Raw genomic sequence first — 13,024 nt, 5'->3', positions numbered from 1 at the left:
GGCTGATGGCTGAAAACCCGGAAATCTCAAAAAGTGCGTGGAACTAAAACCGGTGTGCTTACACCTTGACAACCTTCAATCAAGCAGTAATGAATTGACTTGCATTCCTGACTACTTACCACAAACCATTACTCATTTAAAATTAAACAACAATAATATCACGACAATTTTAGAAAAAATTACCAGTTTGAATGATGGAATGGAAATTGACTTAAAGAATAACAAGCTATCGGTAAAAGAAAAATCAACAATAATCAATTTGCAAACAAGTGAAAAGCTATAATGGCCCTCACATTAAAACTTAAATATTAGTTAAAACCACCACCCACTTATAATAACAAGATGGGGTGGTGGTTTAGTTAAGTAGAATTCTTACACAATCGTCATCGCGAATTATTTACAATCATCAGTTATTTTCACAACAGCCGCATCGAGCACAGCAGCGTTTTCAGAAGCAAACATGGCAATGCCTTTGACAGACTTGCCTTCTTTCAAGATACCGGCGGTCAATTCCTCATCCACTGTATCAAGCCTGAACATTTTATTATCAGGGGAATACGCCTTTAAGCACAGCTTAGACAAATCGATGTCATCACCAAATAGCTTAACCACGGTCACGTCGAAACTTTTGGTATAAGCAAGTTTATTCCCAACGGAGATTGAGCCGTTAGATTGTGCTGTAGCATATACCGCTATATTATCAGGCATCGATGCATTTGCAGCAAAACTAAAGCCAGCCAGAGCCAAAGTGGCAACAATCATTGAAGCTTTCATATCCATTCCTTTCAGTAGGTTTTAGTCTTGATTACTGTATATATACAAGATACAACCTATTGAAATAGTACATCAGCTAACCTAAACCATTATTAAAGGGATGTTTTACTATTTGAACAATACAGATTTTAGAATCTAATCTTATGATTTTTAGAAAAAAAGAACCCGCTCACGCAGGTCCACTATTACGAACGCACTCTGGTGCGGCTTAGCGTTGCCGCCTGTCTACACTCAGGGCTTTACTGCCTTTGCCCCATGCTTGACCAGGATATCAACGATATCCTGATGCCGATTGGCTTTAGCTCTGACTAAAGGACTATACCCTTCCCCATCCATCGCATTAACGTTCACGCCTTTATCAACAAGAAACAGCACGATCTCTTTGTTACCCACCATGCTGGAGAGATGCAACGGGGTGTAACCGATGCTATTTTGCACGTTAACCAACTCAAGGTTTCTATTCATCATTTGAATTGCTTCGCTGTTTTTCCCTTCCCAGATGAGATCGCCAAGGTTTGAAGTAGCCGCAAAGGTTGATACTGAAAATAAAATAGCCATTACAAAGGAGACAATTAATTTCATACTTTATTCCAAATTGATTACATTCATCCATAAATAGAATGTGAATAATATCAAATGCCGCAATATGTGATCACCTGCTAATTTAAACAGTAATTACTTGTCTACTTATGCTCAAATTTCATATTTCAATCCAAATCGTTAGCCTTCATTAGCCTTCACCTATACTCGTTGATATTTATCCATAAAACGTCATCAATAAGCTGGAGAAAACATGAGCGTTGCATATGAAGCGAAAGATATTAAAACAATATCATGGGGCAGTATCATTGCAGGTGTAGTGACGGTTATGGCCGTGTCTATATTATTATCTACCTTGGGTAGCAGCTTAGGTTTTACAATGGTCGAGCCGAAGTCAGACGATCCGGTAAATGGCGTGGGTATGGCTGTCGGCCTATGGACCGTGTTCTCCATTGTCATTAGTTTATTCGCTAGATCGTTTATCGCTGGTCGACTGGCGGGTTACGATGGCATGATTCACGGTTTTTTAAATTGAGCCAGTGCGTTATTGGTTGCTTCAGTATTGGGTGCCATGCTGGTGAGTTCTTCAATAAAAACAGCTGGAAGTGCGCTAGGTTCAATCACATCTGCCACAGGTTCGATGATTTCCAGCGGTGGCGAAGCTCTGGGCAACGGACTTTCTCGCGTGGGGAATGCAGGGCAGAATTGGTTTGAGGAGATAATGCTTGATACGCACCTTTCAAGTGATGGCTTGCAGAGTGAAGTAGAAAATGTGCTAGTTAAATCCGGCATCTCGACATTACAACCAGATTATCTCAAACGGCAATTACAAGGTGCCAAACAGGATATCATGCTGGCTGCGCGCCGCATGGCGGTGGGTACTGAACCGAGTGAACAGGTTGCAGCCCAATTAACCGAGAAACTTGCGCAACGGAGTAAAACGATTGCAGCTGGTATTAATCGCGATGATATCAAGCGAGCGTTAGCACGAAATTCCGATCTGACCCCCGTTGAAGCAGACCGGGCGGTCGAAAACATTATCAGTACTCGCGATCGTATGGTGAAAGACGTCAACGAGCGTCTTAGCGAAGCACAACAAAATATACAGCTGGCTCAGCAGCGTTATGAGGACTGGAAAAAACAGGCAATTGAACAGGCGGACCAGATGTCTAAAGCAGCGGCAAAAGCGGCGTTATGGTCCTTTTTCGCACTGCTGATCGGTGCCGTAATCAGTACCCTTGCAGGCGCTTGGGGAGCGAAGAGTAAACGCCATGTGTAGTATGACTCAGGCAAAAGGTGGCTGCGATGTTTAAACCTGGAGATATCGTTCAAAGTAAAACCGGTGGGCCACGCATGCGGGTTCTTAGTGTAGAAGACGATAGGCTTTACTGTGCGAGAATTGACGATCCTATTGAGAAAGAAGTAGAAATCAGCGTTGATAGCGTCTCGTTTTACCGCGAGGAAGGCAATTTCGGCGTGTGTTAATACACATCCCCTTCAAGCTTGGCCTGAAGGGGATGTAATAAAGCATTACTGCTGAGTCGGTGCGCTCGTCATTTTCTTTAGGTCTTGATCGATAAAGAACAGACCCCCTTGCGCGGTACTCACCAATGCCAACTTGTCGAGAATGGATTTAAACAATTTCTCTTCTTCATGTTGCTCAGCAACATACCATTGCAAGAAATTGAACGTTGAATAATCCTGCTGCGTCATTGCCGCATGAGCCAGCTCATTGATTTTTCTCGTAATTAATTGTTCATACTCATAGGTTTGCTCAAACACGTCAGCCAGAGATGCGAAATCGACCGGCGGCGCGGCGATGGCCCCAAGAACTGGCATGCTGCCGGTATCATCCAGATAATTGAAGAGGCGTTGCATATGCTCCATCTCTTCCTGAGAATGTGTTTTCAGGAATGCTGACGCACCTTCAAACCCTTTATCGCCACACCATGCGCTCATTTGCAGGTATAAATTAGCAGAATAGAATTCCAGGTTTAGCTGATCGTTTAATTGTTGAATCATCTCTTTTTTAAGCATCTTTTATTCCCTCTGATTGGCAGGTGAGTCAATTTTTTCCATTATGCCTTGCTGTTAAAAAATAAAAAACATTTTATTATCAAAATAATTAACAAAAAAATAATCAATTACTAATCATCAAGTTAAAATAATTGATAACGATTTTAAATTTCATAAAATGGTTATTTATCGCATCCATTTGAGAATGGTTTTTATTTCAGTTTAACGGACTGCAGTATATTTATAAAAACCGCTCCCTCGATTTAATAAGCTAAAGAATAATCATTCTTTTTTAGTATCAGGTCATGAAGCAGTATCCGCGTATGTCCGCCAGGCAAAAAAATGCTATCATACACGCTCACCGGCGGCCCTGAGGATAAGAACAATGGCGTATAATCTGGCTAACCTTCCTGCGCAAGAGATGGATAAAGTCAATGTTGATCTCGCAGCCTCTGGCGTGGCGTTTAAGGAGCGGTACAACATGCCGGTCATTCCAGAAGTCGTTGAAAGAGAGCAGCCCGAGCAGCTGCGTGACTATTTTCGTGAACGCATCGCATTCTACCGCCAGCGCTCGTTGCAGTTCTCTCGCCTCCCCTACGAACCCAAGGCAAAATAGCCTGAAATCTGCTGTCCAAAGCACTTTTTTCGCTTGCATGTTATGCCCAACAGGCGGTTAATGGTAAGGCAAACCACCTTTTACCGAGAGAGGCAAATCAAATGAGTAAAGGCATGGACAGCAAAAAAAACAGCAAGAAAAAACCGTTGAAAACCGCAGCAGAAAAACGGGCGGATAAACGGTCAAAACGCGCTCAGCAAACCGATACGGTGAGTTGATGCCTTAGTGCGCTGAACGGGTAATCACGCACTCAGCGGGATTACTCCAGTCGCTACCCTGTATCTTATTTCTCTTCGACCATCAGCAAAAATGCGTATTCTAGCGCAATCTCTTCGTATTGTTTGAATCGTCCCGATTTTCCCCCGTGCCCGGCGTCCATATCGGTTAACAACAGCAACAGGTTGTCGTCAGTTTTCAGCTCACGCAATTTGGCAACCCATTTGGCGGGTTCCCAATATTGAACTTGCGAGTCATGCAGCCCAGTGGTAATAAACAGATGAGGGTAGGCTTGAGCACTGACATTGTCGTAAGGGCTGTAGTTTTTGATGTAGTCATAATAACGTTCCTCACCTGGATTCCCCCATTCATCATACTCCCCTGTCGTCAAAGGAATTGACTCATCAAGCATGGTGGTCAGCACATCGACAAACGGCACCTGCGCCACCACACCTTTAAACAGTTCAGGGGCCAGGTTAACCACCGCGCCCATCAACAAGCCTCCGGCGCTGCCGCCCATGGCATAAAGCTGCTTTTCATTACCATATCCCTGCGCCACCAATGCGCGGGAGATATCAATAAAATCAGTAAAGGAGTGCATCTTATTGAGCAAGCGCCCGTCGTCATACCATTGCTGCCCCAACTCTCCGCCGCCGCGAATGTGGGTCAACGCAAACACAAACCCTCGGTCGAGCAGGCTAAGGCGACTCACGCTAAAATCCGGCTCCATACTGCTACCGTAGGCACCGTAGCCATACACCAGTAACGGATTATTACCGGGCTGGTAGCAGTCACGGCGATACACCAGCGACACAGGTACCTCGACGCCATCGCGCACGGTAATCCACAGGCGTTCACTGCAATAATCCGAGGGGGAGAAGTGTTTGACCTCCGCCTGTTTGAGCAGGCGCTGTTCGCCGCTGTCCAGATTAATCTCGTACAGCGAGGTTGGCGTGGTCATGGACGAATAGCCGAAACGCAACAACGACGTTTCAGGCGTCGGATTGTAAGCGAGCCAGGTAACGTAGCTGGGATCGTTAAAGCTGATGTTCTTTTCGGCACCAGTCTGCCAATGCACCTGACGCAGCGAGGTTAAGCCCTTCTCCCGCTCTTCCAGTACCAGCCAATCGCGGAACAGCTCAAAACGTTCCAGCACGCGACGGCTATGCGGCGCGATGAGCGTTTCCAACGCGGACTCATCCCAGTCGATAGTGCGATACAGGCCGAAGTTTTTTCCCTCACGGTTCGAGCGCAGATAGAACGCGCCCTGATAGTGATCTACGCCATACTCATGATCTTTGCGGCGCGGAATAAACACCTGAGGTACGGCGTCACTGTCGTGCGCATCCAGCAAGCGAACTTCCGTACTGGTGGTACTGCTCAAAAAGATAGCGATATACACTTCAGAGGTAGTTTCACCCAAACTGACATAATAGGTATCATCATGCTCTTCATAGACTAATCGATCCTGGCTAGCATCATCACCGAGGCGGTGCATGAATACCTGATAGGGAAGCAACGTCTGCGGGTGCTTACGCACGTAGTAAATCGCGGAGGCATCAGAATTCCACTGCATGTTTGCCGAGACGTGTTCAATGACGTCCGGTAACCACTCCCCGCTCTCGAGGTTGCGAAACCGGATGTCATACTGCCGGCGAGAAATTTTATCCTCTGCCAGCGCCAGCAATCGGTTGTCCGGACTGACGGACAGTGCACCCAGATGATAGAACTCACTGTCTGCGGCACGCTCATTCTCATCCAGCAGCAGTTGCCACTGTTTCGTTTCCGATGCAGGCTGCCGCAAATAGCGCGCGTATTCTTTACCCGATTCGTAGCGTGTCTGATAGCGATAGCCACGTTTAACATAAGGCACCGACGCATCCTGCGCGGGGATCCTCGCTACCATCTCCTGATACAGCGTTTCTTTCATCGCATCGCAGGGTTGCATATGCGAAGCGCAATATGCGTTTTCTGCTTGCAGATACGACAATACGGCCGGATCTTCCCGCGCATCGTCACGTAGCCAGTAGTAATTATCAATGCGTGTATCACCGTGGGTCGTGAGGGGGTACGGACGTTTTTCTGCCTGAGGTGCTTTCATTGCGTGCCATCCTGTTTTCTGGAAAGAAAATCGTGGCACGATTCTCTGAGAAAGCCAAGCGGTGCTGTTTGTGTGTATGGCTTGTTGCCTCTGATATCCTCGTCACTGATGCGTACGCAAACGTTTTTCTTTATACTGCGCGCCATGTCAATACAGAGCGGGAAAGCATAATGTTAACGGTTGGAACAGCTCTACGCGCAGGCGCGACACGCGTCATGTTATTAGGTTGCGGAGAACTGGGTAAAGAAGTGGCGATAGAGTGCCAACAGCTGGGCGTTGAGGTGATTGGTGTCGATCGCTATGCCAATGCTCCCGCCATGCATATCGTTCACCGCAGCCACGTCATTAACATGCTGGATGGTGCAGCGTTACGTGCCGTTATCGAGCTTGAGCGTCCCGATTACATTGTGCCGGAAATTGAAGCCATTGCCACCGACATGCTGGAGACGTTAGAGCAGGAAGGCCACCATGTGGTGCCCTGTGCCAAGGCCACGCGGCTGACCATGAACCGCGAGGGCATTCGTCGTCTGGCAGCAGAAACGCTGAATTTGCCCACTTAGTCCTACCGTTTTGCCGCCAGCGAAGACGCGTTTCAGCAGGCCAATTGCCGAAATCGGTTACCCCTGCATCGTTAAGCCGGTCATGAGTTCATCAGGTAAAGGACAAAGTTTGATCCGTCGTGAAGAACAACGGGATAATGCCTGGAAATATGCACAAGAAGGTGGACGTGCGGGCGGCGGTAAGGTCATCGTGGAAGGTCTGGTCAACTTTGATTTCGAAATCAAGTTATTAACGGTCAGCGCCAGTGACGTTATCCACTTCTGCGCCCCCATCGGCCACCGTCAGGAGGACGGCGACTATCGCGAGTCATGGCAGCCTCAGCAGATGAGCGAACTGGCTCTGGCGCGTGCGCAGCAGATCGCCCGCGATGTGTTCAGTGCACTGGGGGGTTATGGCCTGTTTGGCGTAGAGCTGTTTGTGTGCGGCGATGAGGTCATCTTCAGCGAAGTATCACCGCGCCCGCATGATACCGGCATGGTCACGCTGATCTCGCAAGATCTTTCCGAGTTTGCCCTTCACGTACGCGCTTTTTTAGGTTTGCCTGTCGGTGCAGTACGTCAATATGGACCTGCCGCTTCTTCCGTTATCTTGCCTGAGTTGGTGAGCGATAACGTCAGCTACAGTGGATTAGAACATACTCTGCGCCCCGGTACGCAAATTCGGCTGTTCGCCAAACCGAATATAGAAGGTAAGCGCCGAATGGACGTGGCGCTGGCCGTGGCGGATAATATCGATGATGCAGTAAGGTTGGCAGTCTCAGTCGCCAGTGCAGTAAAAGTAACCGGATAACCGCCTCCCCAAAAAAAGCCACGCAATGCGTGGCTTTTTTGTAGTAACCGCGTTTTAGGCTGTAGCGCCTGCAACCGCTTCGCGCACCAGTTCGGTAATGCGTGCGTAATCGCCGCTTTCCAGCGCATCGTTCGGCACCAGCCAGGAGCCGCCCACGCACAGCACGCTTTTCAGTGCCAGATAGTCGCGGTAGTTTTTCAGTGAGATACCGCCAGTCGGGCAGAAACGGATCTGGAGGAGAACGGACCTGCAATCGCTTGCAGCGCTTTTACGCCGCCGTTCGCTTCTGCCGGGAAGAATTTGAACTCACGCAAACCGTAGTCCATACCCAGCATCAGTTCAGAAACGGTGCTGATACCCGGAATCAACGCAATCGGGCCTTCCACGGCAGCTTTCAGCAACGGCTCTGTCAAGCCGGGGCTGATGGCGAACTGTGCGCCAACAGCAACCACATCCGCCAACTGCTGCGGATTGGTTACTGTGCCAGCACCGACGATCGCGTCAGGTACTTCTTTGGCAATGGCACGGATCGCGTCTACTGCGCAGTCGGTACGCAACGTGACTTCCAGAACGCGAACGCCACCCGCTACCAGGGCTTTCGCTATCGGTACTGCGTGCTCCAGTTTGTTCACTACAATTACTGGAACCACAGGACCCGTGGTCAAAATTTGCTCTGCGCTCGTTTTCCAGTTTTTCATTCGTCATCATCTCCTGTCATGCCCGGAGGCATCATTAGTCATATAGCACGCCCCTGCCACAGGGATCTGCCAAAAGCAGACGTCCGACCGCACCGAGTTTTAGCCAAACATTACAAACAAAAATTCAATCGATTACCGGGCACTGCCGCACGTAGCCACGCACGGCAGAAGCGCCAATCACTTACTCCACTTCGTTCCAGGAACGGCCATCCCGTGTGATCATGGCGATAGAGGCCACCGGCCCCCAGGTGCCAGCCTGATACGGTTTCGGCGTATCGTTGTCCATCGCCCAGGCTTCCATGATGGAGTCCACCCATTTCCAGGCCTCTTCCGTCTCATCACGACGCACGAACAGGGCCTGAATACCGCGCATGGTTTCCAGCAACAGACGTTCGTAGGCATCGGCCAAATGCTGCTGATTAAAGGTTTCCGAGAAGCTCAAGTCCAGCTTGACGGTTTGCAGACGGTGTTTATGTTCCAGCCCGGGAATTTTGTTCAAAATTTGAATTTCAACGCCTTCATCGAGCTGCAAGCGGATGATCAATTTATTCTGCGGCAGTTGCTGGTAAGAATCGTGGAACAGGTTCAACGCCGGGTTTTTGAAATACACAACCACTTCCGAACACTTGGTTGGCAAACGCTTGCCGGTGCGCAGATAGAACGGCACACCCGCCCAACGCCAGTCGTCAATGTCCACGCGGATCGCAACAAACGTCTCGGTGTTGCTGCTTTTGTTGGCGCCCTCTTCTTCCAGATAGCCCGGCACTTTATGGCCCTGAACAAAGCCGCCGGTATATTGGCCACGCACCGTGGTTTCATGCACATTGGAACGAGCGATGCGGCGCAGTGAACGCAACACCTTCACTTTTTCGTCACGAATCCGGTCGGTGCTCAGATCCGACGGCGGAGACATGGCGATCATGGTCAGGATCTGCAACAGATGGTTCTGGATCATGTCGCGCATCTGTCCAGCCTGGTCGAAATAGCCCCAACGCCCTTCAATGCCGACTTCTTCAGCGACGGTGATCTGCACATGATCGATGGTGCGGTGATCCCAGTTGGCAGAGAACAGTGAGTTGGCAAAACGCAGTGCCAGCAAGTTGAGTACCGTCTCTTTGCCCAGATAATGGTCGATGCGGTACACCTGACACTCGTCGAAATATTCGGCTACCTGGTTGTTGATCTCGCGAGAAGAAGCCAGATCCGAACCCAACGGTTTTTCCATCACCACGCGCGACGGCGACTTGTTAAGCCCCGCTTCGCCCAACCCGCGACAAATTGCGCCGAAAGTGCTGGGCGGCATGGCGAAATAGTTGATGGTGGTACGGTTCTTTTGATCGAGCATTTTGCTCAGACGTTTGAAACCGGCAGTATCCTGTACATCGAGATTGCAAAAATTCAGCCGACCACTCAGCGTTTGCCACAGTCCGTCATCGATAGACACCTTCATGAAGGTGTCTAATGCTTCGCGGACTACGCTGACATATTTTTCCTTATCCCACTCTGCTCGTCCCACGCCGATGATGCGCGTGTCCGGGTGAATGTGACCGGCTTTTTCCAATTGATACAGAGACGGCAGCAATTTTCGGCGCGCCAAATCGCCTTTCGCACCGAAAATAACCAGATCACACGCCTGGGCTGTTGAAGTTACCGCCATGTTCATCTCCTCGTTGCAGGATGCTGTAATTTTATTACAGCAATAATGTAGTCTTTTTGACTAGGACCCGTAAACCCGTCAATAAATGCCATTAAGTTTCATAATGTGCATCACGTAATGATGAAAAAAATCCACTGTATGAATGACTGAAACGGTTTAGGCGTTCCTCCAAAAGAGAAATTTTCTGTCTTTTCTGACAGTCGGTTACTTTTTTGAAAGTTAGACACTCGTCATGCTCTCAGAAAAAATGCGCAGCCTTACGCAGTTTTCCCTGCCAACCCGACATAGGGCGTAGTATATTCCCATGAATTCTGCATCGGTTTCCCTCTGGTTGAAATCGATAAAACCGCACATGGTCTCATTATATGAACATACTGGACAAAATTCTGAGCCACCTTGAGCTCCTCAGCAAATCAGAACGAAAAGTGGCAGAGGTTATTTTGGCGGCACCACATACCGTTATCCACTCCAGTATTGCCACACTGGCTGGCATGGCGGAGGTCAGTGAGCCTACCGTCAACCGTTTCTGCCGCCTTTTGGAAACCAAAGGCTTTCCCGATTTCAAACTTCATCTGGCGCAAAGTATTGCCAATGGCACGCCGTATGTTAACCGTAACGCCGATGAAGATGACAGCGTCGATTCCTATACCAGTAAAATTTTTGAATCCACCATGGCAGGCCTGGAGCACACCAAATCGAATCTGGACATCACCGCGGTCAATCGTGCTGTCGATCTGCTGACACAGGCCAAGAAAATTTCATTTTTCGGCTTTGGTGCTTCTGCCGCCGTGGCGCACGATGCGATGAATAAATTCTTCCGCTTTAATATTCCTGTCGTTTACTTTGATGACATTGTTATGCATCGCATGAGTTGCATGAACTCCAGCGATGGGGACGTTGTGGTGCTTATCTCCCATACCGGCAGGACCAAAAGTCTGGTTGAAATGGCCCAGTTAGCGCGGGAAAACGATGCAACGGTTATCACCATCACGTCAGACGCCAGCCCCCTCGCCCATGAGGCGTCTTTGACGCTGCGCGTCGATGTGCCGGAAGATACGGATGTTTATATGCCCATGGTGTCCCGTATCGCGCAGTTAACGCTGATTGACGTATTGGCGACCGGCTTTACACTGCGTCGCGGTGCCAAATTCAGGGATAACCTTAAGCGCGTCAAGGAAGCCTTACGGGAGTCGCGCTTTGACAAAAGCGACCGTTTTGGGGGTTCCTACGGTAACGAGCACTAAGCCCTTTTTTTATAATTTTATGTTTATATAAACATGTGTTTTATTAACGTATTATTTTTGTTAGCACAATGCGTTTGTATTTAACGATTTACCCGACACGATAACCATAACAAGGGGAAGGGTTGGCTATCCTTAAGGAATAATGGCTGCTATACATGACCATTGCCCGGTACAGCCACCCGAACTTAACCACGGATGCGGGCCGTGTTTGCGTTTTATCTGATGCGAGAGCGCGGTTCGGCACTACTCACTTCAGTATTGCTTCACAAGTCAACGGAGTTATACATGTCCAAACGGCTCAAAAGAACCAAAATCGTCACTACGCTGGGGCCAGCTACCGACCGCGACAATAATCTGGAAAAGGTCATTGCCGCAGGCGCTAACGTAGTCCGCCTGAATTTTTCGCACGGTACGCCTGAAGATCATCAACTGCGTGCGGACAAAGTGCGGGAAATCGCAGCAAAATTGGGCCTCCATGTGGCAATTCTGGGCGACCTCCAGGGGCCAAAAATTCGCGTTTCAACCTTCAAGGAAGGCAAAGTCTTCCTGAACGTTGGCGACAAATTCCTGCTGGACGCCAACCTGGGCAAAGGTGAAGGCGATAAAGAAAAAGTGGGCATCGACTACAAAGGCTTGCCAGCCGATGTGGTGCCAGGTGACATCTTGTTGCTTGACGATGGACGCGTACAGTTAAAAGTATTGCGTGTAGACGGCATGAAGGTGTTTACCGAAGTGACCGTTGGCGGCCCTCTGTCCAATAATAAAGGGATTAACAAGCTCGGTGGCGGTCTGTCTGCCGAAGCCTTAACCGAGAAAGATAAAGCCGATATCATTACAGCGGCCAAAATTGGCGTCGATTATCTGGCGGTATCTTTCCCTCGCTGCGGCGAAGACCTCAATTACGCACGTCGACTGGCACGCGATGCCGGCAGCCAAGCGAAGATCGTTTCCAAGGTAGAACGTGCGGAAGCAGTTGCGACAGACGAAGCCATGGATGACATCATTCTGGCCTCCGACGTGGTAATGGTGGCACGTGGCGATCTGGGGGTTGAAATTGGTGACCCGGAACTGGTCGGTATTCAGAAGAAACTGATCCGTCGTGCACGTCAATTGAACCGTGCAGTGATCACTGCGACCCAGATGATGGAGTCCATGATCACCAACCCAATGCCGACTCGTGCCGAAGTCATGGATGTCGCCAACGCCGTGTTGGATGGCACCGATGCCGTAATGCTGTCAGCAGAAACCGCTGCCGGCCAGTACCCGGCAGAGACCGTCGCAGCGATGGCCAGTGTGTGTCTCGGCGCGGAAAAAATCCCGAGCATTAATGTCTCCAAACACCGTCTGGATGTGCAGTTCGATAACATCGAAGAATCGATTGCCATGTCCACGATGTATGCCGCGAATCACCTGAAAGGCATTACCGCCATTATTGCCATGACCGAGTCTGGCCGTACCGCGCTGATGATGTCTCGTATCAGTTCCGGTTTGCCCATTTTCGCCATGTCTCGCCATGAGCACACCTTGAATCTCACGGCGCTTTACCGTGGTGTTACACCGGTACATTTTGACAGTTACACCGACGGTGTTGCCGCGGCTAACGATGCGGTTATTCGTTTACGTGACAAAGGTTTCCTGGTGTCTGGGGATCTGGTTATCGTCACTCAAGGCAACGTCATGAGTACGGTAGGCACCACCAACACCTGCCGCATCCTGCGCGTCGAATAATCTTTTTCTACGCAAATAATAAAATCTATGGTCACCCCCGTTTTTGCAACACTGATTTTCGATTGATGTTGGGCTTGCTTAAAT

At 49.2% G+C, this 13,024-nt stretch carries 12 protein-coding genes and 2 pseudogenes; 8 read left to right on the top strand and 6 right to left on the bottom strand.

Annotation, left to right across the window (positions count from 1 at the left end; all coding sequences use genetic code 11):
• Positions 1 to 37 precede the first annotated feature (37 nt).
• Positions 38 to 283 carry a hypothetical protein gene (locus tag CS369_RS09880; protein ID WP_196906948.1) on the top strand — a complete coding sequence of 82 codons (246 nt, stop codon included), beginning with the start codon at positions 38 to 40 and terminating at the stop codon, positions 281 to 283.
• A gap of 110 nt (positions 284 to 393) precedes the next feature.
• Here the strand turns inward: CS369_RS09880 and CS369_RS09875 are convergent, their stop codons facing one another.
• Together CS369_RS09875 and CS369_RS09870 are read right to left on the bottom strand one after the other, a co-directional pair.
• Complete coding sequence (locus tag CS369_RS09875; protein ID WP_196906947.1) at positions 394 to 774, bottom strand: DUF4354 family protein; 381 nt, start codon at positions 772 to 774, stop codon at positions 394 to 396.
• A 231-nt stretch (positions 775 to 1,005) separates the two neighbouring features.
• Positions 1,006 to 1,356, bottom strand: a complete 351-nt coding sequence (locus CS369_RS09870; protein ID WP_196906946.1) for an ankyrin repeat domain-containing protein — start codon at positions 1,354 to 1,356, stop codon at positions 1,006 to 1,008.
• 211 nt (positions 1,357 to 1,567) lie between these two features.
• Between CS369_RS09870 and CS369_RS23475 the strand changes: the two genes are divergently transcribed.
• The 3 genes from CS369_RS23475 to CS369_RS09860 are packed head-to-tail and all read left to right on the top strand — an operon-like array spanning position 1,568 to position 2,799.
• On the top strand, positions 1,568 to 1,849 hold the full coding sequence (locus CS369_RS23475) for a hypothetical protein (protein ID WP_244664922.1): 282 nt from the start codon (positions 1,568 to 1,570) through the stop codon (positions 1,847 to 1,849).
• 36 nt (positions 1,850 to 1,885) lie between these two features.
• Positions 1,886 to 2,593, top strand: a complete 708-nt coding sequence (locus tag CS369_RS09865) for a hypothetical protein (protein ID WP_244664921.1) — start codon at positions 1,886 to 1,888, stop codon at positions 2,591 to 2,593.
• A gap of 26 nt (positions 2,594 to 2,619) precedes the next feature.
• A complete protein-coding gene (locus tag CS369_RS09860) occupies positions 2,620 to 2,799 on the top strand; it encodes a DUF2158 domain-containing protein (RefSeq protein ID WP_196906945.1) in 180 nt (59 codons plus the stop codon).
• A gap of 45 nt (positions 2,800 to 2,844) precedes the next feature.
• Here CS369_RS09860 and ftnA read toward each other — a convergent pair whose 3' ends face one another.
• Positions 2,845 to 3,351, bottom strand: a complete 507-nt coding sequence (gene ftnA, locus CS369_RS09855; protein WP_196906944.1) for a non-heme ferritin — start codon at positions 3,349 to 3,351, stop codon at positions 2,845 to 2,847.
• Between the two features lie 364 nt (positions 3,352 to 3,715).
• On the opposite strand from ftnA, the gene CS369_RS09850 reads away from it, so the two are divergent.
• Positions 3,716 to 3,946 (top strand): DNA polymerase III subunit theta, encoded by a 231-nt coding sequence (locus tag CS369_RS09850; RefSeq protein WP_196906943.1) that lies wholly within the window; start codon positions 3,716 to 3,718, stop codon positions 3,944 to 3,946.
• Positions 3,947 to 4,229: 283 nt separating this feature from the next.
• Here the strand turns inward: CS369_RS09850 and CS369_RS09845 are convergent, their stop codons facing one another.
• Positions 4,230 to 6,263, bottom strand: coding sequence for a S9 family peptidase (locus CS369_RS09845; RefSeq protein ID WP_196906942.1), 2,034 nt, complete (start codon positions 6,261 to 6,263; stop codon positions 4,230 to 4,232).
• Between the two features lie 170 nt (positions 6,264 to 6,433).
• Between CS369_RS09845 and purT the strand changes: the two are divergent.
• A pseudogene (purT, locus tag CS369_RS09840) lies at positions 6,434 to 7,613 on the top strand (formate-dependent phosphoribosylglycinamide formyltransferase).
• Positions 7,614 to 7,667: 54 nt separating this feature from the next.
• On the opposite strand, the pseudogene CS369_RS09835 reads toward purT, so the two are convergent.
• Together CS369_RS09835 and zwf are read right to left on the bottom strand one after the other, a co-directional pair.
• Positions 7,668 to 8,311 (bottom strand): annotated as a pseudogene (locus tag CS369_RS09835) (bifunctional 4-hydroxy-2-oxoglutarate aldolase/2-dehydro-3-deoxy-phosphogluconate aldolase).
• 181 nt (positions 8,312 to 8,492) lie between these two features.
• Positions 8,493 to 9,968: a glucose-6-phosphate dehydrogenase gene (gene zwf, locus CS369_RS09830; protein ID WP_196906941.1), complete on the bottom strand. Its 1,476-nt coding sequence runs from the start codon at positions 9,966 to 9,968 to the stop codon at positions 8,493 to 8,495.
• Positions 9,969 to 10,333: 365 nt separating this feature from the next.
• Between zwf and CS369_RS09825 the strand changes: the two genes are divergently transcribed.
• Positions 10,334 to 11,212 (top strand): MurR/RpiR family transcriptional regulator, encoded by an 879-nt coding sequence (locus CS369_RS09825; RefSeq protein WP_196906940.1) that lies wholly within the window; start codon positions 10,334 to 10,336, stop codon positions 11,210 to 11,212.
• A 285-nt stretch (positions 11,213 to 11,497) separates the two neighbouring features.
• The gene (gene pyk, locus CS369_RS09820; RefSeq protein ID WP_196906939.1) at positions 11,498 to 12,940 is read left to right on the top strand and encodes a pyruvate kinase; all 1,443 of its coding nucleotides are present in this window, start codon (positions 11,498 to 11,500) and stop codon (positions 12,938 to 12,940) included.
• Positions 12,941 to 13,024: the final 84 nt, after the last annotated feature.

It is taken from the genome of Candidatus Symbiopectobacterium sp. 'North America' (genome assembly GCF_015762685.1).
GTDB lineage: Bacteria > Pseudomonadota > Gammaproteobacteria > Enterobacterales > Enterobacteriaceae > Symbiopectobacterium.
This window is presented reverse-complemented; position numbering and strand designations above follow the sequence as displayed.

What these genes read in the sequence shown, in the direction of transcription:
- CS369_RS09875 (WP_196906947.1), bottom strand. Translation starts at nt 774, where the DNA reads ATGAAAGCTTCAATGATTGTTGCCACTTTGGCTCTGGCTGGCTTTAGT.
- CS369_RS09870 (WP_196906946.1), bottom strand. Translation starts at nt 1,356, where the DNA reads ATGAAATTAATTGTCTCCTTTGTAATGGCTATTTTATTTTCAGTATCA.
- CS369_RS23475 (WP_244664922.1), top strand. Translation starts at nt 1,568, where the DNA reads ATGAGCGTTGCATATGAAGCGAAAGATATTAAAACAATATCATGGGGC.
- CS369_RS09865 (WP_244664921.1), top strand. Translation starts at nt 1,886, where the DNA reads ATGCTGGTGAGTTCTTCAATAAAAACAGCTGGAAGTGCGCTAGGTTCA.
- CS369_RS09860 (WP_196906945.1), top strand. Translation starts at nt 2,620, where the DNA reads ATGTTTAAACCTGGAGATATCGTTCAAAGTAAAACCGGTGGGCCACGC.
- ftnA (WP_196906944.1), bottom strand. Translation starts at nt 3,351, where the DNA reads ATGCTTAAAAAAGAGATGATTCAACAATTAAACGATCAGCTAAACCTG.
- CS369_RS09850 (WP_196906943.1), top strand. Translation starts at nt 3,716, where the DNA reads ATGGCGTATAATCTGGCTAACCTTCCTGCGCAAGAGATGGATAAAGTC.
- CS369_RS09845 (WP_196906942.1), bottom strand. Translation starts at nt 6,263, where the DNA reads ATGAAAGCACCTCAGGCAGAAAAACGTCCGTACCCCCTCACGACCCAC.
- zwf (WP_196906941.1), bottom strand. Translation starts at nt 9,968, where the DNA reads ATGGCGGTAACTTCAACAGCCCAGGCGTGTGATCTGGTTATTTTCGGT.
- CS369_RS09825 (WP_196906940.1), top strand. Translation starts at nt 10,334, where the DNA reads ATGAACATACTGGACAAAATTCTGAGCCACCTTGAGCTCCTCAGCAAA.
- pyk (WP_196906939.1), top strand. Translation starts at nt 11,498, where the DNA reads ATGTCCAAACGGCTCAAAAGAACCAAAATCGTCACTACGCTGGGGCCA.